This is a genomic window from Aeribacillus sp. FSL K6-3256 (genome assembly GCF_037965805.1).
In the GTDB taxonomy this organism is placed as follows: domain Bacteria; phylum Bacillota; class Bacilli; order Bacillales; family Aeribacillaceae; genus Aeribacillus; species Aeribacillus composti.
Genome location: NZ_CP150188.1, coordinates 1269348 through 1290674 on the forward strand (window position 1 = coordinate 1269348; position 21327 = coordinate 1290674).

Genomic DNA, 21327 nt, shown 5'->3' on the forward strand with positions numbered 1-21327 from the left:
GTAAATGAATACAAGTCCAATAACAAATTGGGAGCATGTCGGTGCTTATTTTACCTTTGGCCCGCATTCTATAGGAGTTGTGTTATCGATTATAGCTGCGATCGGCATCTGTGTTGCGTTGATTTACGCAATGTTTCGACATGAGAATCAAGCTTTTTCGGAAGTAAATCTATTAGCTTCGAAAGCAGTTGATGAAAAATTGGATTTTCCGAAAGAGGGTACGTACGCAGATCCATTAATGGAAAATGTAAACTAGTATAAGAGCAGGTTGCTGTCCTGATTTATCAAAATAGGAGTTTTCATACTCAAACTCTTTTTTATTTTAAATTTAACAATAAGAGAGTATTAAGTTTTGTGTCAGCCACAGCCTTGAAAGCTGTGGGATTCTGAAATGAGGAGATTAATCAATTATTATTGGAAGAATAGTACCGACAAGATGATAGCAAAATTTTCTGTTATCAATAAAAGAGGGTTTTGTATGTACACAAAAGAACCGGGCGTTGATTTTTTAACGCTCGGTTTTTCATATAAGGATAAAAATAACATCTGACCTTATAAATGACAAGAAGGCGAACACCGTCTTTTTTACTGAAACATATGAAAAGTAAAAATCAATTCCTATTTTTAAAATTCCATCTCACTTCTACTTTAAAAGGGTGCAGAAAGCTCTTTTTTATTCTTCTTTCCATCCGAAAACGGCGGAAATTTCTTTTCCTTTTATAAGCAAATATTCGCTTAGCTCATGTTCGATGGTGTCTGGAATCGATTTTTCAAAGCCGACAACAATAATAGACCCTAAAATTTCCCGCTCAAAATTAAAAATCGGAATGGCGGCAGAAGCGATGCTTGGCGCTAAAGCTTCCTGCGCAAACGATATTTTTTGATCAGCAATAAGCTGAAACTCTGTTATTAGCTCGTCTTTCGCCTGTTTGCTTAGCTTTGACAACTCCGATTCCTTCCAAACGTTTACACTTGGATCGTTTTTAAATGTCGCAAAAAGTTTTCCGGCTGCCGAGGAGATCGGAAGGATTGTTCCGACCTGTCCGCCTAAGTTAAGCCCTAAATGACTATGGATCATTTTGACGATCATTGGGCCGTTTGTTGTCCATACGGCAAGGAGAGTCGTTTCTTTCGATTTGGCATTGATTTCATGCAAAAATGGCGTGATTTTGCCGATGAGGTCCTCTTGATTGACAGCTGCCATTCCATATTGAATGAGTGTGCTCCCTAAAGAGTATAAGCCGCTTCCTTTGTCCCGATGAAGGACACCGAGATTCGTAAGGGTATTTAAATATTTATATAAATTGCTTTTTGCTATATTAGTATAATGATGAATGTCGTTAAATTTCATCGGACTGCCGTTTTTGGCAATCAGGTCAATAATTGAGAATCCTACAAGCAAAGACTGAATTTGTGCATGTTTTTTATTTTCTGTCATTGCTAAAACCATCCTTCAACTGATAGGCATACTTCATCTTATTTTACCACTTCAAAAAAATTTTTTCTATATTTTCAAAAAACTACTAAGACTTTGTCAATGAAAATATAAACTAGCAATAGATGAAGTGTGAAAGGATAAAAAATTTGTTCGGGATGCGAGAAAAATCCTCTCAAAAAAGTCTGAAGAGAAAAATGAAGTTCCTCGCCATTTGCTTAATGATGGCAAACTGTTTTTTTATTGCATCAATTTAAGAAATTTCATTTTCGGACTGCTCTCAGTATATTCTTTATTCCTTTTACTCATCCTGCATTCCCTTTAAAAAAGAATAAGTAGATTGGAAAATTATTATCAAATGAAAATACGAGGAAAGGTTACTTATAAAGCATTCCATTACATGAAATGATATCCAAAAAGTTTATCTTCCAATTGAGATTTTATGCTATACTGAAGAAGTCTAAAAAATTTTTGAAAGTTTTGATAAGTAATTGACATCCGGCTGAACAAGCAGTACATTTTATTTATATATAATTAAACCTATTATTTTAGTAGGTTTAATTTTGCGAATATATAAGTTTAGAATTGAAGGGAGAAATAAACTATGTCAAACGAAAGAAAACTTCAGCCCGAAACGCTAGCTGTACATGCAGGACAGGTGCCTGATCCGACGACTTTGTCGAGAGCTGTTCCGATCTACCAAACGACTTCGTATGTATTTGAAGACAGTCAGCATGGGGCAGATTTATTCAGTTTAAAGAAAGAAGGAAATATTTACACAAGGATCATGAATCCAACGACTGATGTATTTGAAAAGCGTGTAGCTGCGCTTGAAGGCGGAATTGGGGCGCTGGCGCTTTCATCTGGACAAGCTGCTGTTTTTTATTCGATTTTGAATATTGCTGGAAGCGGCGATGAAATTGTTTCTTCATTTAGCTTATATGGCGGAACCTATAATTTGTTCACACATACTTTGCCGAAGTTTGGCATCACGGTAAAATTTGCCGATACGACGGATCCGCAAAATCTTGAAGCAGCGATTACTGAAAAAACAAAAGCAATATTTGCCGAGACGATCGGAAACCCAAGAGGGGATGTGCTTGATATTGAAGCGGTGGCAGCAATCGCTCATAAACATTCAATTCCGCTTATCGTTGACAATACAATTCCAAGCCCTTACTTGCTCCGTCCGATTGAATTCGGCGCAGATATAGTTGTTCATTCGGCTACGAAATTTATTGGAGGACACGGAAATTCAATCGGAGGCGTCATTGTCGACAGCGGCAAGTTTGATTGGAAAGGAAGCGGCAAATTCCCTGAGTTCACCGAGCCGGACCCAAGCTATCATGGTCTCATTTATGCTGATGACATTGGTGAAGCTGCTTATATTACGAAAGCGCGCATTCAGCTGTTGAGAGACCTTGGAGCTTCACTTTCTCCATTCAATTCATTTTTATTCTTGCAAGGGCTTGAAACGCTTCATTTGCGAATGCAGCGCCACAGTGAAAATGCGCTTGCAGTTGCGAATTATTTACTTGAGCATGAAGCGGTCGAATCTGTCAGCTATCCAGGCTTGAAAAATCACCCTTCATTCGAACTTGCACAAAAATATTTGCCGAAAGGTCAGGGAGCCATTCTGACATTCGAAATTAAAGGCGGCGTTGATGCAGGAAGAAAACTGATCGATTCGGTTCAATTATTTTCAAACCTTGCCAACATCGGCGATTCGAAATCGTTGATTATTCATCCTGCCAGCACGACTCATCAGCAATTAACGAGCGAAGAGCAGCTGGCAACAGGTGTTACACCTGGTCTTGTCCGGTTATCAGTCGGTACGGAATCGGTTGATGACATTATTTACGATCTGGAACAAGCGATTCGAGCAAGCCAAGCTTAAGATCGTATCGCCAGTTAAAAATTTTGCAGGGATTGCGGCATAAGCCCACTTCACACTGAAAAGCAGCAGGCAACCTTCAGCTGCTTTCATATCGAAAGAAGTAGAGGAAAACGACTGTTTTTCTCTACTTTTATTTTATGGACTTATGGACATCCTCTGCATATTACCGTTTCCCGAAACCAGCGCTCATAGCAGTATGAAACTAGAAAGAAAACTGCCGCGGTTTAGCTGTCGTCAAAACCCCCCTCGCTGTAAAATTCTCTCGTTTCATTTATAGGTAAAAATGAATAAATGTTACATATGTTGATTATAGCCGGTATCTCTAAGGAGAAACCGGGTTTTTATTTTAATTTCCAGAAAATAAATAACATTTTAATTTTTTTCGTTGACAGAACCTGTTGTTTTTATTAATATTTTGTTAAATAAACGATAGTAAAAAAAACGTAATATAACAGAGAGGTGACACCGGTGTCCGACAAATATGTGGTGCACTGTTCCTTTTGCGATTCTACAAATGTTAAGAAAATAGCTGTTTTCGGCACTGCTCAGCTCGTTTCTCAATATTACTGCAACCAATGTAAAAGCGTTTTTGAATTTATAAGATGGCAAAATGATTTGAACAAGGAGGTGTAGTCTGTTTGACGATCCAAACGGTTGGAGTTGTAGGAAGCGGAACGATGGGCTCTGGCATTGCCCAAACGTGTGTGCAGCATGGATTTCGTGTATTGCTTTATGATTTAAATGATGCGATCGTTCAGAAAGCATTTACTCAAATTAAAAAACGCCTTAACAGATTAGTAGAAAAGGGAAAAATGGAGGAACAAACGTTTCAAGAATCAATATCACGAATTGAGACTTGCACCGATTTATCGCTGATGAAAGCGTGTGATCTTGTGATTGAAGCAGTTCCGGAAAAAATCAATATTAAAAAAGAAATTTTCCAAGCGCTGGATGAACATTGTCCAGAACAAACCATTTTAACCACCAACACATCATCGTTTTCTGTCACTGAAATTGCAAGCGTTACCAAAACAGGGGAAAGAGTGGCAGGTCTTCATTTTTTTAATCCGGTTCCGCTAATGCCTTTAGTAGAAGTCGTTAGAGGGGTGAAAACATCTGAGGACACGCTGAAAAAGCTTGCACAATTTGTCTCTTCTCTTCATAAAGATCCGGTTGTTTGCGAAGACACACCGGGATTTATTGTAAACAGAATTGCCCGTCCTTTTTACAATGAAGCATTGAAAATTGCAGGTGAACGTTTGGCGAAGCCCGAACAGATTGACAGGATCATGAAAAAGGCTGGACGTTTTAAGATGGGTCCTTTTGAACTGCAAGATTTAATTGGTATTGATGTGAATTTTTCCACAACGGAAACCGTCTACAATAGTTTTTTCGGAGAGGAAAGATTTCGTCCTCATTATTTGCAGCAGCGCATGGTTCAGTCAGGTAAGCTTGGCAGAAAGGCCGGTGAAGGATATTATCGCTATGAAAACTAAATCATTCACTGTAAAAGTAGCTGGAGAAGGCTCTTTAGCCGATTCGATCATAGCGCAATTGCGCGAAACAGGCCATCAGCTCGAAGATCAATCGGCTGTTCATTCAAATTTTGATATTGTGATCGAAACGACAAATCTCGACATCGACCAAAAGAAAAAACTGTTGGTCGAAATCGAAAAAACATTGCCAAAGGAAACGGTCATTTTGTCTACATGTCTTGGTGTAACAGCAACAGAAACCGCTTCTTGGCTCCAACATCCTGAACGATTAGTCGGATTTGCCGCATTTTTCCCTTGGGAAGATTGTGAACTTGTCGAACTTGCACCGGCTTTGCAAACCGAAAAAGAAAATGTTGAGAAAGCTAAGCAGTTTTTTGAAGAAGTTGGAAAAGAGGTCGAAGTAGTGGAAGACGGTGTAGGATTAGTATTTCCTAGAATTTTATCATTAATTATTAATGAAGCTGCTTTTGCTTTAACAGAAGGTGTTGCAAGTGCAGAGGACATAGACAAAGCAATGATGAAAGGAACGAATTACCCGATGGGCCCCCTTCGCTGGGCGGATCATATCGGTATTGATGATGTTTATGCTGTTTTAGCCGGACTGTTTAAAGAAACAGGGGAGGACCGCTACCGGCCTGCTCCATTTATCAAAAAGATGGTGTATGCCAAATGGTTCGGAAAGAAAACGGGAAGAGGCTTTTATCAATATGATTAAAAATTCCGGTTGATGATGGTAGCTTCGGGAAAAGTTCAAAATGAATCAAAATGCCTGAAAAAACGGTCAAAATGGGGGTAAGAAAATGAAAGAAGCTGTGATTGTTGATGCTGTCCGAACCCCGATCGGCAGGTTCAACGGGGCATTAAGAGAGGTCCGCCCGGACGATTTGGCAGCTCACGTCGTAAGAGAGCTGCTCAAGCGAAATCCGATTGATCCTTCCGATGTGGAGGATGTAATTTTTGGCTGCGCTAATCAAGCCGGAGAAGATAATCGCAATGTGGCAAGAATGGCCGTGCTTCTTGCGGGTTTGCCTGAAACGGTTCCAGGCGTGACCGTCAACCGTTTATGCGGATCGGGTCTGGAAGCAATTAATCAAGCAGCGCTGGCGATTCAAGGCGGATTGGGAGACGTCTATATTGCAGGCGGAACCGAAAGCATGACAAGAGCTCCATATGTCATGATGAAGCCGCAGCTTTCTGGAATGAGGGACACGCCAACTTTTTATGATACAACTCTCGGCTGGCGGCTTGTCAATGATAAATTAGCGGAAATGTATCCGCCGATCAGTCTTGGCGAGACGGCTGAAAATGTAGCTGCGCGCTATCAAATTTCGAGGCAGGAGCAAGATGAATTTGCGTTGGAAAGCCATAAAAAAGCCGGAAAAGCTATACAAGAAGGGCGTTTTCAAGATGAAATTGTTCCGGTGACAATAACAGGGAAAAAAGGGGAAGAAACGATAGTAGATGCAGATGAGCATCCGAGGCCTGATACGACTTTGGAAAAGCTGAATAAATTAAAGCCTGCTTTTGTTCAAGACGGAACAGTGACCGCTGGAAATTCCTCTGGAATCAATGACGGCGCTTCCGCACTTTTAATCATGGAGAGATCGATAGCAGAAAGACTTGGCTTTAAGCCGCTGACACGGATTGTCGGCTCCGCTGTCGCTGGGGTGAATCCATCTTATATGGGGATTGGCCCGATTCCAGCAACGAAAAAAGTGCTGCAAAGAACTGGTTTATCTATCAGCCAACTGGATTTAATCGAGATTAATGAAGCATTCGCATCCCAATCCATTGCCTGCATTAAAGAGCTGGGATTTGATATGGAAAAGGTGAATGTCAACGGTGGAGCAATTGCTTTAGGTCATCCTCTCGGCTGCAGCGGGGCGAGAATTGTTACCACTCTCGTTCATGAAATGAAAAGAAGAGACGTTAGATATGGACTCGCGACGATGTGCATAGGCGTCGGGCAAGGAATCGCCACGATTGTCGAAAAAATATAGAAAGGAATGAAAAATATGAAAAAACACTATCAGCTTTTTATTAATGGACAATATGTAGACAGTTCAAACGGAGAAGTATTCGAAACGCATAATCCTGCAACCGGCGAAGTCATAGCAACGGTAGCCAAAGCAACAAAGAAGGACGTTGACAAAGCGGTGGAGGCAGCCCGTGCTGCATTTGAGACGGGCAAATGGCCGAGAATGACGGCAGCGAAAAGAGCTCGCCTGTTAAACCGTATAGCGGAAATGATGAGAGAGCGATTTGAAGAATTGGTTCGCGTTGAAGTATTAAACAGCGGAAAGACCGTTGCTGCTGCCAAGGGTCAAATTATGCAGGCGATTGAAGATTTTGAATTTTATGCCGCTGCATGCTTAACTCTCCAAGGTGATGTCAATCAAGTTCCAAACGGCTTTTTTAACTATACTCTTAAAGAGCCGGTCGGGGTATGCGGTCAAATTATTCCTTGGAATTATCCGCTCATGATGGCCGCTTGGAAAGTGGCGCCTGCATTGGCTGCCGGCTGCACTGTTGTCTTGAAGCCTGCTAGCTACACTCCAATTACAGCCTATATGCTTGCGGAAATATGCCATGAAGCAGGTGTTCCGGCAGGAGTCCTGAACGTTATTACAGGCAGCGGGTCTGAAATCGGACCATATATGACGGAGCATCCTGGAATTGACAAAGTTGCGTTTACAGGCGAAACGGAAACCGGAAAGGACATTATGAAGCGCGCTTCTGAAACGTTAAAACGGGTAACTTTGGAATTAGGAGGAAAATCGCCGAACATCGTCTTTGACGATTGTGATCTGGAAGGAGCCGTAAACGGTTCGCTTTATGGAATTTTTTACAACACAGGACAATCTTGTGAAGCAAGATCCCGCTTGTTTGTTCATGAAAACATTTATGATGAATTTATGGAAAAATTTCTCGAAAAAGCTTCCCGTATACGAGTAGGAAATCCGTTTGATGAAGGCGTGCATATGGGGGCCGTCATTTCCAAAAGTCATCAGCAAACAATTGATCATTACGTGAAATTAGCGGTGGAAGAGGGCGGAAAAATTTTATACGGCGGCAAAATACCGGAAGGCGGAGAGTATGAAAAAGGGTATTGGTATTTGCCTACGGTTATCGGGGATGTCACAAATGATATGAGAGTTGCACAAGAGGAAATTTTTGGGCCTGTCGTAGTTGTTATGAAATTCAGCGACGAGCAAGATGTGATCCGACAAGCAAATGATTCCATTTTTGGATTAGGTTCGGCTATATGGACGAACGATCATGGAAAGGCACACCGTGTTGCGGCACAAATAAAGGCAGGAATTGTTATGGTGAATTCGCCAATTTCTGCATTTCCTGGAACACCTTTTGGAGGCTATAAGCAATCGGGATTTGGCCGGGAGCTGGCATTAGAAACATTGAATTTGTACACGGAAACGAAAAGCGTCGTTTCTTATATCGGCAGCAAACCATTAAATCTCTTTGGACTCTAATTATATGTATAAAAAAAGATCGTTTAAAAAAAATATAATTTCTATTGAATTATTAGAATATTTAGTATATTATGTTTATGAAACGATAAAATATTAAACGTATAAATAAAGGAGGAATTGCAATGTCAGATACAGTAGCAATAGAAAAGAAAAATTTAACGGTGGTCAAAAACAACGGAGTGGCGGAAATCCATCTTCACATCAATAAAACGAATGCCTATGGACTGGAGTTTTACCAAGAATTCAACGCAGCGATCGATGATCTTCGCTTCGATCCAAACATAAAAGTGGTCGTGCTGATGAGCGATGTGCCGAAATTTTTCTCGGCAGGAGCGGATATCAATTTCTTAAAAGCAGCGGATCCGCGCTATAAAACACAGTTTTGCCTGTTCTGTAATGAAACGCTGGATAAAATCGCCCGTTCGCCGCAAGTATATATCGCCTGTTTGGAAGGGCATACAGTCGGCGGAGGATTGGAAATGGCGCTAGGCTGCGATCTGCGATTCATGGGAGATGAAGCAGGAAAAATCGGCTTGCCGGAAGTATCGCTTGGGGTGCTGGCTGGAACGGGAGGAACGCAGCGGCTCGCGCGGTTGATCGGGTATTCGAGAGCGCTGGATATGAACATAACTGGGGAAACGCTGACACCGCAGGAAGCGCTGGACATTGGTCTCGTCAACAAAGTGTTCCCGCAGGCGGAAACGAGAGAGCGGACGCTCGAGTATGCGAGAAAGATAGCTGAAAGCGCAAGCTATGCGGTTTCCAACATCAAGCTGTCGATCATGAACGGGAAGGAAATGCCATTGAACGTAGCCATCCGCTACGAAGGAGAGCTGCAAAACTTGTTGTTCCGCTCCGAGGATGCAAAAGAAGGATTAAGCGCATTTTTAGAAAAGAGAAAACCAAATTGGAAAGGGATATAAAAAAGAAGGACGAAGCATATCGGCCATAAACGGCCGGTATTTTTTCATCCAGAAAATAATGCGGAAATTTAAAGACAAGTCATATGCCTTCCTCAAGGAGGAGGCAGTTTTTTTTCTGATCGGCAGAGTCGATTTAAACAGCTTCAGGCTTATAAAAAAATAGATTAAAAGGCTCCCTATCTTGAAGAAAAAACTTGTAAAAATGGAATTCCATCCAGCATAATAAAAATAAAAGCAAAATTCAGGAAAAAGACGGGTGTAAGAAAATGAAGCCAAGATCATTAATGTTTACACTATTCGGTGAGTACATTCAGCATTACAGCACAGAAGTTTGGATTGGCAGCTTAATTCAAATGATGTCCCATTTCGGCATTTCTGAATCTTCGATACGGGGAGCCACGTTAAGAATGGTTCAGCAAGGATTTTTTAAAGTTCGCAAAATTGGCAATAAAAGCTATTATTCTCTTACAAATAAAGGGAAGAGAACGATGATGGACGGGTTTGCCCGCGTTTATTCAATGAGAAATTACAAATGGGATGGGAATTGGAGAATTTTGACCTATTCGGTCCCGGAAGAAAAAAGGGAGCTTCGCAATCAAATTCGAAAAGAGCTGAGCCTCATGGGATTCGGCTTGATTTCGCACGGTACGTGGGCAAGTCCAAACCCTATTGAAGATCGGGTGATGGAGTTTATAAAAGATTACCATCTCGAGCCGTATGTGATTTTATTTACTTCCAGTTCAGTAGTATCCCATGATAATCATGAGTTGATTCATAGAGGATGGAATTTTGACGAAATTGCCAAAGAGTATGAATCATTCATTGATCAATATCGGCAAAAGTATGATGATTTTAAGGAACGCATTTGGAATAATGAATTATCAGATCAAGAATGTTTTATTGAGAGAACGAAGCTTGTTCATGAATATCGCAGCTTTTTCTTTATCGACCCGGGGTTTCCGAACGACCTGCTGCCTGCTGACTGGAGCGGCTTAAAAGCTAGAGAGCTATTTTTCAATGTACATCAGCTTTTGTCTGTACCTGCTATTCGATATTTTGAAACTTTATTTGAAAAAGCTCCCGATTGTGAATTGGAAGCGAATCGGGACAGAGCGATCAACCCTTTTATGGACATTGTTTAAAATAAAAGCAAGTAGGTGCATAATGGTGGTCAATATTGAACAAATCGGGAAAAATATATATCGCATTCCGGTTCCAATCCCTTTTCCGATGAAATACATCTATTGTTATATGGTGCGCGATGCAGACGGATGGAGCCTTGTTGATGCAGGATTTCATAATACCGAAGCGATTGAAGCTTGGAAGCAAGTATTGAAACAAATGAATGTTCGTTATGAACAGATTCATTCGATTTATTTCACTCATTTTCATCCTGATCACTTCGGGTTGGCAGGGTGGATGCAGGAAAGAACAGGAGCAAAAGCTTATATAAGCAAAGAAGATTTTGCCATGGCGCAGCGTGTTTGGGGAAAAAACAGCAGCCAGGCGGAGCAAATTGGTGAAATGTGCAGAAAAAACGGTACACCGGAAGATCTTGCGGATGAAATTGAAGAAAGTATGAGAAGTTTGGCAAAGCATGTAACGTTTCCGGAATTGACGATTCTAGAGGATGACGAGGTCATTCTAGGCGAAAGAAAATGGGAAGTTATACCGACACCTGGTCACAGCGATGGACACATTTGCTTTTATCAAAGAGAAGAAAGACTGCTGCTTGCAGCCGATCATATTTTGGATAAAATTACTCCGAACATTAGCATATGGCCCGGTTCAAGCAAAAATCCGCTTGGAAACTACATATCTTCGCTTGAAAAAATACAGCAATTGAAGGTAGACCTGGCGCTTCCTGCCCATGGGGCATTGATCGAACGAGTTGACGACAGAATATCAGAAATCATCCATCATCATCAAAAGCGCTTGGATCAAATATTTCGACTTGCGAAGGATGGCCGTACCGCCTATGATATTGCCCAAGATTTATTTCAGCACAAAAGCTTGAATTCGCATCAATGGCGGTTTGCGATCGCAGAAACTTTGTCGCACTTGGAGTATTTAGTTTTCACAGGGCAAATTAAAAAAGAGAATCGTAACGATATTGTCTTTTATAAACAAAATAAATAATGGATAAGTGCATAGCAAAAAGCTATGCGCTTTTTTTGCGGTCGTAAAAACGGCAAGAACGAAAGGAAGGAGAAAAACCTTTTATTTTTTAAATTAACAAAAAAATTTGATTTTTCTATTTTTTCTTGACAAAAGAGGCGGTTGTAAAATAATATTATGTTAAACAGACGAAATAAATAAAAACGTAATATAAAAGAGGTGAAAAAATGGATCAGGCAGCCCTTTTAAAAGAAAAAATTCAAAACGGTTTTATTGTTGAAGGCGTCGGTGACATGAATGAGGAATATTTAAAGGCATTAAAACAGACGTTGATTATTGTCGGAGATACAGAATTGTTAAGTGTGCCGCCGCTCCTTACTGTTTATGATCAAGCGCCCACTTTAAATAACAAAATTACAGCACTCGCCATTATGCAGGATGAAATCGGTCATGCACATATTGCTTTCAGGCTACTGAAAGATTTGGGCGAAGATACAGACGAATTATTGTACAATCGAGCCCCAAATAAATGGAAAAACCCTTATGCCTTTGACTTTGAACTGTCAAATTGGATTGAGCTTGGAGTGTTTAATGCGTTCTTTGACCGCGCCGGCTACACACTGCTTGGGGATGCGTTTGAGCATACATCTTACGGGCCATGGAAACGCGCATTAGTGAAAGTTGATAAAGAAGAATTGTTCCATCTTAGAAATGGTGAAATCATTATGAGAACAGCCATGAATGATCCGAAATTGCAAGAGGAAGTTCAAAAAGCGGTTGATTGGATGTTTTTAATGGCGCTTGAATTTTTTGGTGTAGAAGACCGTTTAAAATCCAGATCCGCACAGCTTGAATACCGCTTAAAAGGAAGAACAAACGATGAGCTCCGTCAAAAATGGCTGTCGACAGCAGTTCCATTCTGTGAATCAATTGGAGTAAAAGTTCCAGCTCATTATGATGAAGAACAAGGAAAATATGTGCTCGATGTCCCATTCCCTTGTAAATTTGATCCAGTCAATAAAAAATGGCTGTTCGACCAGCCGGACACATGGGAAAACGTCATTAAACGATTTAAACAAAGAGGGCCGCAAAATGAAAGGTTTGTAGGAAGAATTCAAAAAGGGGCAAAAGAATTAGAACAGCTGAGAAAAGAGGTGGTATGATGCAAAAACAAGCTGTGGATACGAAAAAATATTGGGAGGCGCTGAAAGAGGTGATGGATCCTGAATTCCCAATAAGCGTTGTCGATATGGGGCTCATTTACGACATTCAAATGAATGACGGGGAAGTGCATGTGACGATGACATACACAGCCGTTTCCTGCGCCTGCATGGAATGGATTGAAAGCGATATAAAAAATCGGCTTCTTGCAGAAGAAGAAGTAAAGGAAGTACACATAAATGTCGTATGGGATCCTCCATGGACGGTCGACCGTCTTAGCCCAGAGGGAAGGGAAAAATTAAAGTATTGGGGTGTAAGTGCAAAATGATCGCAGAAAAAATAACCTATGATATTTTTGCCCGCATTAATCGGGGAGACAACTTAATGCATATAGGCACGGTAGAAGCAGAAAACAGCGAGCTGGCAAAAGTGTATGCAACGTTTACGTACGACGAAGAGGATTGGACCGAAATGGTTGTCGTGGAACGAAACAAGCTGAATTGGGTGAAAAAACCTGATTGGCTATTTTCAGAGAAAGGAGCTGAAGCATTGTGAGCGTAATGGAACAAGGAACGCATTCTTTGATTGAATTGCTGGAGACAATAGCGGATAACAAATATGTGCTTGGCGACCGTTTAGTGGAAGTTGGTGTAAGCGGTCCGAATTTGGAAGCGACCTTGTCTGCTATAGCTATGGCTCAAGGAGAACTGGGGCATGCAAGACTTTTGTACAATTGGTGTTTTGATTTAAAAGGGGTAAAAGGCAAGAAGCCTGACATTCAAGCACAAACAGGAAAAGCTTTTCAAACAGCTGTAAACGTTCAAAACTGGATTTCTCTCATTGCTTCGCTATATGCAATCAATGCCGCAATCGATATCGTCTTTCAAACGGTGTTAAAAACAAGTCATTCCAAGGTTGCTTCACGGATTCAAAAGCTTGTCCGCGAACAACACGATCATATCATCTATGCAGAAAATTGGGCAAAACAACTTCTTCTTGATCAAGGAGCTGTCCCCTACAGATTTCAAGAAGCATTAAGGGGGGCTGCAGAGGAAGCAAAGGCTTGGCTTGCAAAAGTTGAAAAAAGTGAAGAATTGAAAAAGGAAGGTTATTTCCCGGAAACTCCTTCGTTCACGGAAAAATTTGAAAAACGGCTGCAGCAATTAAATGCGGAACAGCTTGTTCAAGCAAAGTGAGTGATGCTCATGTCAGAATCAGGCGTTCTTTTAGAAATTCAAAACAAAGTGGCTATCATTCAATTAAATAACGCAAAACGTGCCAACGCATTAAGCAAATTTTTAGTAAAAGATCTTTCTTATGCGATAAACACGATAAAAGATCATTCGAATGTAAGCGCAGTTATTTTTACGGGAGGTGAAAGCAAAGCGTTTTGTGCAGGGGCGGATTTAAAAGAAAGGCAGTCCATGAGCGAACGAGAAGTGGAAGAATATGTCGCATTGCTCAGGAAAACATTTACAAATATCTCATCTTTGCCAATGCCGACGATTGCGGCTGTAAAAGGATTGGCTCTTGGAGGGGGATGTGAACTTGCTCTTGCCTGTGACATTCGTGTCATGGAAAAAGGGGCGCTCATCGGGTTGACGGAAGTTTCTTGGGGAATAATCCCGGGAGCCGGCGGCACTCAACGGCTGGCGCAATTAGTAGGAATCGGCAGGGCCAAGCAGCTTATTTTTACAGCTGAAAAAATAAATGGTGAAAAAGCTTATGAAATAGGACTTGTCGAATATATTTGTGAAGCTGGCGAGGCAGAATTGAAAGCGCTTAACATAGCGGAAAAAATCTCGGAAAATTCAATTCATTCTGTCCGTTTAGCGAAGCAGGCTGTCGACAGTTTTGCTCGAGAACTAATGGAAAAGGGTCTGATAGCGGAATGGGATTGTTATCAAAAAACGATTTATCATCCGGATCGTTTAGAAGGATTGGCGGCTTTTCAAGAAAAACGCAAACCTGATTTTTCAAATAATAAATGAACAATGGAAGGAGAATAATGATGACAGTTGAAACAACTGCTAACAAAAATTTAACGGTGGTCAAAAACAGCGGAGTGGCGGAAATCCATCTTCACATCAATAAAACGAATGCCTATGGACTGGAGTTTTACCAAGAATTCAACGCTGCGATCGATGAGCTTCGCTTCGATCCAAACATAAAAGTGGTCGTGCTGATGAGCGATGTGCCGAAATTTTTCTCGGCAGGAGCGGATATCAATTTCTTACAAGCAGCGGATCCGCGCTATAAAACACAATTTTGCCTGTTCTGTAATGAAACGCTGGATAAAATCGCCCGTTCGCCGCAAGTATATATCGCCTGTTTGGAAGGGCATACAGTCGGCGGAGGATTGGAAATGGCGCTAGGCTGCGATCTGCGATTCATGGGAGATGAAGCAGGAAAAATCGGCTTGCCGGAAGTATCGCTTGGGGTGCTGGCTGGAACGGGAGGAACGCAGCGGCTCGCGCGGTTGATCGGGTATTCGAGAGCGCTGGATATGAATATTACAGGGGAAACGCTGACACCGCAGGAAGCGCTGGACATTGGTCTCGTCAACAAAGTGTTCCCGCAGGCGGAAACGAGAGAGCGGACGCTCGAGTATGCGAGAAGGATAGCTGAAAGCGCAAGCTATGCGGTTTCCAACATCAAGCTGTCGATCATGAACGGAAAGGAAATGCCATTGAACGTAGCCATCCGCTACGAAGGAGAGCTGCAAAACTTGTTGTTCCGCTCCGAGGATGCAAAAGAAGGATTAAGCGCATTTTTAGAAAAGAGAAAACCAAATTGGAAAGGGATATAAACGTTAGCTTTTCATATATATTGTGAAGCCTCCTGAATATATATCTTCCTCAGGCGGCTTCAATGCCGCTTCATCTATTCAAAAAATTGATATATAGGATGGTGAAAAAATGGATCTCCGCGGATTAGGTTTGCTTTACAATGCGGCAGTGCGGTTCATTGATGAAAGTGTAGAGAAAGGTTTGGGCGATAAAATAGCCATTTGTTATCGCGATGAGCGCATACACTATAATGAATTGCAGGAGAAAGTCAATCAGACAGGCAACATGCTCCGTGAGCTCGGTTATAAATTGGAAGACCGCCTTTTAATGGTTTGCCACGATACACCCGAATTTATTTATTCATTTTTTGGCGCCATAAAAATTGGTGCTGTCCCCATTCCGGTCAACACCATGATGAAGCCATCCGATTATGAATATTTTTTAAACAACAGCCGGGCAAAGGGCTTAATCATCCATGAAGATATTTGGGAAAAGATTGAAGTTTACAAAGAACGGTTTTGCTTTTTGAAGGATATCATTATCATTCCGGACAGTGAAAGCGAACAATCAGGCACACATTTAAATTTCCTCCAACTGATGAATAGGGCAAGCAAAAAGCTTGATGCAGCCATGACGAACAAGGATGATCAGGCCTTTTGGCTGTTCAGCTCCGGAAGCACCGGTAATCCAAAGGGCGTCATCCATTTGCAGCATGATATGGAATATGCTTTCAGCACATATGCGAAAAAAATATTGCATATAAGTGAAGAAGACCGATGCTTGTCCGCATCTAAACTGTTTTTCGCCTATGGCCTTGGCGGAGGAATGTACTTTCCTTTAGGAGCAGGAGCTTCAACTGTATTAGTGAAAGAACGCGCAACTCCGGAAGCAATGTTTCAGGCGATTGAAACGTACAAACCGACCATTTTCTTTGGGGTTCCGACTTTATATGGAGCGATGATTGATTATGTGTCGCGAACGGGAAAACAATTCGATTTGAGCTCGCTCAGAGTTTGTGTATCAGCTGGAGAAGCGCTTCCGAAAGCATTTTACCGCAAATGGAAAGAAATGTACAATGTCGATATTTTAGACGGAATTGGTTCAACAGAGGCTCTCCACATATTTTTATCCAATCGGATTGGAGATGTAAAGGCAGGAAGCTCTGGAAAAGTCGTTCCTGGTTATGAAGCAAAAATTGTCGACGAAATGGGCAGAGAATTGCCTCCAAATGAAATGGGAGATTTGTTGATTCGCGGAGACAGCATCGCACATGGATATTGGAACCTTCATGAGCAAAACAAGAAAAAATTTGTCGGAGAATGGCTTCATACAGGTGACAAATATTATAAAGACGAAGAAGGATATTTTTGGTATTGCGGGCGCTCCGACGATATGCTGAAGGTTGGCGGGATTTGGGTATCGCCTGTAGAAGTCGAAAATTGCCTTCTTCAACATGAAAATGTACTGGAAGCTGCAGTTGTCAGCGTGCAAAATGAAAATAATCTTGTCATTCCAAAAGCATATGTTGTTTTAAAAGATAGAACGCCCTCCAAAGAAATGGAAGATGAATTAAAAAACTTCGTGAAGCAGCAGCTGGCCCACTACAAATACCCGCGAATTATAGAATTTATTGACGAACTTCCGAAAACAGCAACAGGAAAAATTCAGCGTTTTAAACTTCGGGAATTATTAAAATCGAATTCAGCTCAATAGTTTAAGACATAGCATTGAAAGGAGTACGTACATTTGAAAAGAAACGAATTTCAGCTCAGGGTGAACTTTGGAGATACGGATGCAGCCGGCATTGTATACTATCCGAATTATTTTAAATGGTTTGATATTGCAGGGCATCAATTTTTTAGAAGTATCGGCCTTGCTCCGGCTAAACTCATCAAAGAATACAGCATCATTCTTCCGCTGCTTGATGTCCGCTGTACGTTTGAGCAGCCGTTATATTATGACGACATTATCACTATTAAAACAGAAGTAATGGAAGTGAACCGGAAAACAATAAAACTGAAGCATGAAGTATATCGTGAAGATACAAGAACCGGGCACGGATATGAGCTCAGGGGGTGGGTGAAAGAAGAAAACGGAAAAAAATTTGCAGTGCCCATACCTGAAGAGGTGAAAAAATTGCTTCAAGAAGACGGGTTTGGTGAACAGGCTCAGATCAATCCATGGCTCAGCGCATAAATGAACATTGAAAAAATGTAATGGAGGAGAGTAGCGTGGATCTTAACGTATCCATTCATGATGTGTTTGAAAAAGCATATAAGCGCTATCCTGATAAAGAATTCATTTACGATGGCTATAAACGTTTAACTTACAAAGATATCAAACAAATGTCCGATTCCATCGCCTCCGCTTTCCACCAGCTCGGTATAGGGAAAGGAGACCGCATCATTGCATGCCTGCCGAACTGGCATGAGTTTCTTGCCATATATTTTGCAATTGCAAAAATAGGCGCCATATTAGTTCCATGCAATACGCGATATCGTGTTGAAGAATTGTCTTATATAGTGGCCAATTCTGGTGCAAAAGCAATTTTTGTGGTAGAAGAGCATGGCCATTTCCATACGGTAAAATCTTTAATGGAAAGTAATGAAAGCGCTTTAGAAATGGTGTTTACGGTGCGGTTTCAAGAAGATGGTCACCATTCCTTTGAAGATTTGCTGAAAATAGGACAGTCGAAGCTGCCGCCGGAAGTGTCCATCGATCCGAAAGAAGATGTGTTTTCCATTTTATATACTTCAGGAACAACAGGACTTCCGAAAGGTGCCATGCTCACGCATTTAAATTTTGTCCATAATGCCGCATGTACAGTGGAGGCGCTTCAATGCGACGAAAATGACGTATTTTTAGTGGTCGTTCCTGTCTTTCACGTGTTTGGCATGGTTCCAAGCATACTGGCAGCTGTGACTGCCTGTGCCAAAATGGTGTTTATGGAGCAATTTAAAGCGGAAGCTGTATTAAAAATGATTGAACAAGAAAAGATTACGATACACCATGGAGTTCCGACAATGTTTATATTGGAATTAAATCACCCTCAATTCAAATCCTATGACTTATCTTCGTTAAGAACAGGTATTATTGCGGCAGCACCATGCCCTGTCGAAGTCGTGAAAAAAATTAGAAATGAGATGGGATGCAATATAACTATTTCCTATGGTCAAACGGAAACATCTCCAGTTGTGACAATTACAAGCTTTACAGACAGTGACATCATTCGTTCAGAAACGGTTGGCAGAACGATTCCAGGAGTTGAAATTAAAGTTGTTGATGTGAATCGCCAAACTGTACCGACTGGAGAAATTGGCGAACTTGCTGTGCGCGGGTTAAATGTCATGAAAGGCTACTTTAACATGCCTGAAAAAACGAAAGAAGCCATTGATCAAGATGGCTGGCTTTATACAGGTGACTTAGTGACGCTTGATGAACAAGGTTATGTCCGCATCGTTGGACGGAAGAAGGAAATGATCATCCGCGGCGGCTACAACATTTATCCTCGAGAAATTGAAGAAATTCTTTATAAGCATCCGAATGTAGTAGAAGTAGCCATTATCGGGCTGCCTGACACTGTTTTAGGAGAGATTTCATGTGCGGCGGTAAAATTAAAAGACGGAGCTTTGGAAACGGAAGAATCGATGAAAAATTATTTAAAAGGAAAAATTGCTGACTACAAAATACCGGATAAAGTTGTTTTTGTCGATGAACTGCCAATGACGCCGAGCGGAAAAATTAAAAAAGTAGAACTTCAGCAAAAATTAAAAGAAGATTTGCAAACAGAATTGCGATAATTTCATGCAAGGAAGATCAAACTGTAGACATATGTTTGATCTTCCTTCATCATAAAGTTAATCAACCTTCTGAAAAATTTGACATCCGATTGATGACCTATGGCTTCTTCATAACATTTTTTAAAAGAGTAGGAGTGAAACTGTTGAGACAAAAAGCGTCAAGATCGGAATTAATTGAAGTGGCTCAAGGACGGAGGCCCGCAGATTTAATTATCAAAAATGGTACGGTGATCAACGTCTATTCAGGAGAATTGTTAAAGCAAAATGTCGCTGTTTATCAAGACTCCATTGCATATGTCGGCGAACGGGATGTCCTTTCCGATGAACATACAAAAATTATTGATGCAGAAGGGATGTATGTTTCACCAGGTTTTATTGAACCGCATGCACATCCGTGGGTCATCTACAATCCTGTTAGTATGACTAGGAAAGTTCTTCCCCTTGGAACAACGACAACGGTAAATGACAATTTGTTTTTTTATTTGCATATGGGAGCTGCTGGATTTAAAAAAATGGTCAAAGACTTGAAAGACCTTCCGGGCAATTTTCTTTGGCTTGTCCGGCTTGTCTCGCAAGCAGATTTCAAAGGAGAAAGGGAATGGTTTAATCAAAAGGATGTCCAAGAGCTTTTAGAATTAGAAGAAGTTGTCGGAACAGCGGAGGTCACAAGATGGCCGCTTTTGTATCAGGCTGATTCCTTTTTGCTTGATACAATTGAAGTGGCAAAACAGAAAGGGAAAGTCGTGGACGGTCATACAGCGGGCTGTTCATATGAAAAATTGATTTCCATTGCTGCGAGCGGAGTCAGCGCTTGTCATGAAGCAATAACGGCAAAAGAGGCGCTGGACAGGCTGCGGTTGGGAATGTGGACGACTTTACGCAACAGCTCGCTTCGCCCTGATTTCCCTGAAGTTATAAAAATGATTACAGAAGGGAAAGTCAGTACACATCGAATTACGATGACAACCGACGGTCCGCACCCTGGGTTTATCGAAAAAGAAGGCTTTGTCGATGGATTGATCAGAAGAGCTGTAGAATTAGGAGTGCCGGTCATAAACGCGTTGCAAATGGCTACGATCAATGCAGCCGTTTATTTGCGATTAGATGATTATATCGGCGGGATTGCTCCAGGAAAATTGGCAGACATTTTACTTCTTCCAGATTTGAAATATTTTCGGCCGGATATCGTCATTTCAAGAGGTGAAGTCGTAGCCGAGCAAGGAAATTTGCTTGTGTCGACACCAAAACTAAATTGGAATCAATATGTTGTCCGGGAGCCATTTGCGTTTTCGAAGCAACTTTTGGACTATTTAAACTTGTACCGTTACCCATATTCAAGTACTGAACAAACTGTTCCGGTCGCTTATTTTAAAAGCAATGTCATTACGCAGCGAAAAGATGTTAAGCTTCCAGAAGCAGGGGGATTCGCAGATATTTCCGGTGAAGAAGGCTTATTGTATGCGTCGTTAATTGACCGGAACGGAAAGTGGGTGTCGAAAGCGATATTAGAACGATTTGCCGTTCATCTAGATGGGATGGCGTCAACTTACAATACTACAACAGAATTGCTTGTGATCGGAAGAAATCCAAAAGCGATGGCCCAGGCGGCTAAAAGAGTGCATGAACTAGGAGGAGGAATCGTCATTGTTGATGGCGAGGACATTGTGGTTGAAATACCTCTTCCATTTACCGGCATGATGACGGACGATTCATCATTTGATCAAGCTGTTCGATATCATGATGAGCTGTTAGCAGCCGTGCAGCAAAGAGGATTCCCATTCCATGACATTTTATATACGCTATTGTTTTTAACTTGTGATTTCTTGCCCGGTCTTCGTCTTATTCCATTTGGTTTGTATGATGTTAAGAAAAATGAAATGCTGCTTAAAGCGGAACCAATAAAAGATCAAATCGCGAAGTAAAACTAGAAAAAGAGAGCTGAGCCGTTTCCTCCAGGGGGGGGCAGCCCAAAAAGTCAGAGTTAACTGACTTTTTGAAGCCCCTTCATTTTAGGAACTTATCGGACAGGCCATTTTTCCAATCTTGTTTATATCCTTCAGAAGTCTTATGAAGGACTTTTCTTATGCTCTCTTTCTGAATTCGGTTCTTCAAAAGTTTTTCAGCATATACAATTGCTTCTTGTTGGACCTCATTGCCTCTATGAAGGCCATTTACAAATTTTATTCGATTATTTTTGTCTTTCACAGCAGTATTTCT

20 protein-coding genes are annotated in these 21327 nt (G+C 41.3%); 19 read left to right on the forward strand and 1 reads right to left on the reverse strand.

Translation table 11 applies throughout. The features are described from left to right. Positions 1 to 4 precede the first annotated feature (4 nt). A complete protein-coding gene (locus NSQ84_RS06180; RefSeq protein ID WP_327847659.1) occupies positions 5 to 256 on the forward strand; it encodes a hypothetical protein in 252 nt (83 codons plus the stop codon). Between the two features lie 417 nt (positions 257 to 673). On the opposite strand, the gene NSQ84_RS06185 is transcribed toward NSQ84_RS06180, so the two are convergent. Beyond that, on the reverse strand, positions 674 to 1438 hold the full coding sequence (locus NSQ84_RS06185; protein WP_327873742.1) for an IclR family transcriptional regulator: 765 nt from the start codon (positions 1436 to 1438) through the stop codon (positions 674 to 676). A 601-nt stretch (positions 1439 to 2039) separates the two neighbouring features. On the opposite strand from NSQ84_RS06185, the gene NSQ84_RS06190 reads away from it, so the two are divergent. The 18 genes from NSQ84_RS06190 to NSQ84_RS06275 all read left to right on the forward strand — a co-directional run bounded on the left by NSQ84_RS06190 (position 2040) and on the right by NSQ84_RS06275 (position 21032). After that, the gene (locus NSQ84_RS06190) at positions 2040 to 3332 is read left to right on the forward strand and encodes a homocysteine synthase (protein WP_327873741.1); all 1293 of its coding nucleotides are present in this window, start codon (positions 2040 to 2042) and stop codon (positions 3330 to 3332) included. 638 nt (positions 3333 to 3970) lie between these two features. Beyond that, positions 3971 to 4828, forward strand: a complete 858-nt coding sequence (locus NSQ84_RS06195) for a 3-hydroxyacyl-CoA dehydrogenase NAD-binding domain-containing protein (protein ID WP_327873740.1) — start codon at positions 3971 to 3973, stop codon at positions 4826 to 4828. Continuing rightward, positions 4818 to 5543: a 3-hydroxyacyl-CoA dehydrogenase family protein gene (locus NSQ84_RS06200; protein WP_066251107.1), complete on the forward strand. Its 726-nt coding sequence runs from the start codon at positions 4818 to 4820 to the stop codon at positions 5541 to 5543. Before NSQ84_RS06195 ends, NSQ84_RS06200 begins: the two co-directional genes overlap by 11 nt. A gap of 85 nt (positions 5544 to 5628) precedes the next feature. After that, complete coding sequence (locus NSQ84_RS06205; RefSeq protein ID WP_327873739.1) at positions 5629 to 6828, forward strand: thiolase family protein; 1200 nt, start codon at positions 5629 to 5631, stop codon at positions 6826 to 6828. 6 nt (positions 6829 to 6834) lie between these two features. Then, a complete protein-coding gene (locus tag NSQ84_RS06210; RefSeq protein WP_327873738.1) occupies positions 6835 to 8319 on the forward strand; it encodes an aldehyde dehydrogenase family protein in 1485 nt (494 codons plus the stop codon). A gap of 122 nt (positions 8320 to 8441) precedes the next feature. Further along, the gene (locus NSQ84_RS06215) at positions 8442 to 9242 is read left to right on the forward strand and encodes an enoyl-CoA hydratase/isomerase family protein (protein ID WP_339212410.1); all 801 of its coding nucleotides are present in this window, start codon (positions 8442 to 8444) and stop codon (positions 9240 to 9242) included. A 266-nt stretch (positions 9243 to 9508) separates the two neighbouring features. Beyond that, entirely contained in the window at positions 9509 to 10384 is an 876-nt protein-coding gene (locus NSQ84_RS06220; protein ID WP_066251023.1) for a PaaX family transcriptional regulator C-terminal domain-containing protein, read from the forward strand. 22 nt (positions 10385 to 10406) lie between these two features. Next, complete coding sequence (locus tag NSQ84_RS06225) at positions 10407 to 11381, forward strand: MBL fold metallo-hydrolase (RefSeq protein ID WP_327873794.1); 975 nt, start codon at positions 10407 to 10409, stop codon at positions 11379 to 11381. Between the two features lie 206 nt (positions 11382 to 11587). Then, positions 11588 to 12523, forward strand: a complete 936-nt coding sequence (locus NSQ84_RS06230) for a Phenylacetic acid catabolic protein (RefSeq protein WP_066251026.1) — start codon at positions 11588 to 11590, stop codon at positions 12521 to 12523. Continuing rightward, a complete protein-coding gene (locus NSQ84_RS06235; protein ID WP_066251029.1) occupies positions 12523 to 12849 on the forward strand; it encodes a metal-sulfur cluster assembly factor in 327 nt (108 codons plus the stop codon). Before NSQ84_RS06230 ends, NSQ84_RS06235 begins: the two co-directional genes overlap by 1 nt. After that, positions 12846 to 13076 carry a hypothetical protein gene (locus NSQ84_RS06240; RefSeq protein ID WP_063388948.1) on the forward strand — a complete coding sequence of 77 codons (231 nt, stop codon included), beginning with the start codon at positions 12846 to 12848 and terminating at the stop codon, positions 13074 to 13076. The genes NSQ84_RS06235 and NSQ84_RS06240 overlap by 4 nt, the downstream gene beginning before the upstream one ends. Positions 13077 to 13081: 5 nt before the next feature. After that, positions 13082 to 13717 carry a Phenylacetic acid catabolic protein gene (locus NSQ84_RS06245; RefSeq protein ID WP_327873795.1) on the forward strand — a complete coding sequence of 212 codons (636 nt, stop codon included), beginning with the start codon at positions 13082 to 13084 and terminating at the stop codon, positions 13715 to 13717. Positions 13718 to 13726: 9 nt separating this feature from the next. Further along, the gene (locus tag NSQ84_RS06250; protein WP_066251031.1) at positions 13727 to 14512 is read left to right on the forward strand and encodes an enoyl-CoA hydratase-related protein; all 786 of its coding nucleotides are present in this window, start codon (positions 13727 to 13729) and stop codon (positions 14510 to 14512) included. A gap of 17 nt (positions 14513 to 14529) precedes the next feature. After that, positions 14530 to 15330 (forward strand): enoyl-CoA hydratase/isomerase family protein, encoded by an 801-nt coding sequence (locus NSQ84_RS06255; protein ID WP_339212413.1) that lies wholly within the window; start codon positions 14530 to 14532, stop codon positions 15328 to 15330. A gap of 109 nt (positions 15331 to 15439) precedes the next feature. Continuing rightward, positions 15440 to 17023 (forward strand): benzoate-CoA ligase family protein, encoded by a 1584-nt coding sequence (locus tag NSQ84_RS06260; protein WP_094245477.1) that lies wholly within the window; start codon positions 15440 to 15442, stop codon positions 17021 to 17023. A gap of 33 nt (positions 17024 to 17056) precedes the next feature. Beyond that, positions 17057 to 17506, forward strand: a complete 450-nt coding sequence (locus tag NSQ84_RS06265; RefSeq protein WP_063389426.1) for a thioesterase family protein — start codon at positions 17057 to 17059, stop codon at positions 17504 to 17506. A 35-nt stretch (positions 17507 to 17541) separates the two neighbouring features. Continuing rightward, positions 17542 to 19110: a long-chain-fatty-acid--CoA ligase gene (locus NSQ84_RS06270; RefSeq protein ID WP_240326789.1), complete on the forward strand. Its 1569-nt coding sequence runs from the start codon at positions 17542 to 17544 to the stop codon at positions 19108 to 19110. Between the two features lie 143 nt (positions 19111 to 19253). Beyond that, positions 19254 to 21032 (forward strand): adenine deaminase C-terminal domain-containing protein, encoded by a 1779-nt coding sequence (locus NSQ84_RS06275; RefSeq protein ID WP_327873736.1) that lies wholly within the window; start codon positions 19254 to 19256, stop codon positions 21030 to 21032. Positions 21033 to 21327: the final 295 nt, after the last annotated feature.

Bases quoted from the DNA above. Each gene is read 5' to 3' on its own strand.
- NSQ84_RS06235 (WP_066251029.1), top strand. From the start codon at position 12,523: ATGCAAAAACAAGCTGTGGATACGAAAAAATATTGGGAGGCGCTGAAA.
- NSQ84_RS06225 (WP_327873794.1), top strand. From the start codon at position 10,407: ATGGTGGTCAATATTGAACAAATCGGGAAAAATATATATCGCATTCCG.
- NSQ84_RS06230 (WP_066251026.1), top strand. From the start codon at position 11,588: ATGGATCAGGCAGCCCTTTTAAAAGAAAAAATTCAAAACGGTTTTATT.
- NSQ84_RS06215 (WP_339212410.1), top strand. From the start codon at position 8,442: ATGTCAGATACAGTAGCAATAGAAAAGAAAAATTTAACGGTGGTCAAA.
- NSQ84_RS06260 (WP_094245477.1), top strand. From the start codon at position 15,440: ATGGATCTCCGCGGATTAGGTTTGCTTTACAATGCGGCAGTGCGGTTC.
- NSQ84_RS06250 (WP_066251031.1), top strand. From the start codon at position 13,727: ATGTCAGAATCAGGCGTTCTTTTAGAAATTCAAAACAAAGTGGCTATC.
- NSQ84_RS06210 (WP_327873738.1), top strand. From the start codon at position 6,835: ATGAAAAATATGAAAAAACACTATCAGCTTTTTATTAATGGACAATAT.
- NSQ84_RS06255 (WP_339212413.1), top strand. From the start codon at position 14,530: ATGATGACAGTTGAAACAACTGCTAACAAAAATTTAACGGTGGTCAAA.
- NSQ84_RS06180 (WP_327847659.1), top strand. From the start codon at position 5: ATGAATACAAGTCCAATAACAAATTGGGAGCATGTCGGTGCTTATTTT.
- NSQ84_RS06220 (WP_066251023.1), top strand. From the start codon at position 9,509: ATGAAGCCAAGATCATTAATGTTTACACTATTCGGTGAGTACATTCAG.
- NSQ84_RS06200 (WP_066251107.1), top strand. From the start codon at position 4,818: ATGAAAACTAAATCATTCACTGTAAAAGTAGCTGGAGAAGGCTCTTTA.
- NSQ84_RS06245 (WP_327873795.1), top strand. From the start codon at position 13,082: ATGGAACAAGGAACGCATTCTTTGATTGAATTGCTGGAGACAATAGCG.
- NSQ84_RS06190 (WP_327873741.1), top strand. From the start codon at position 2,040: ATGTCAAACGAAAGAAAACTTCAGCCCGAAACGCTAGCTGTACATGCA.
- NSQ84_RS06205 (WP_327873739.1), top strand. From the start codon at position 5,629: ATGAAAGAAGCTGTGATTGTTGATGCTGTCCGAACCCCGATCGGCAGG.
- NSQ84_RS06240 (WP_063388948.1), top strand. From the start codon at position 12,846: ATGATCGCAGAAAAAATAACCTATGATATTTTTGCCCGCATTAATCGG.
- NSQ84_RS06185 (WP_327873742.1), bottom strand. From the start codon at position 1,438: ATGACAGAAAATAAAAAACATGCACAAATTCAGTCTTTGCTTGTAGGA.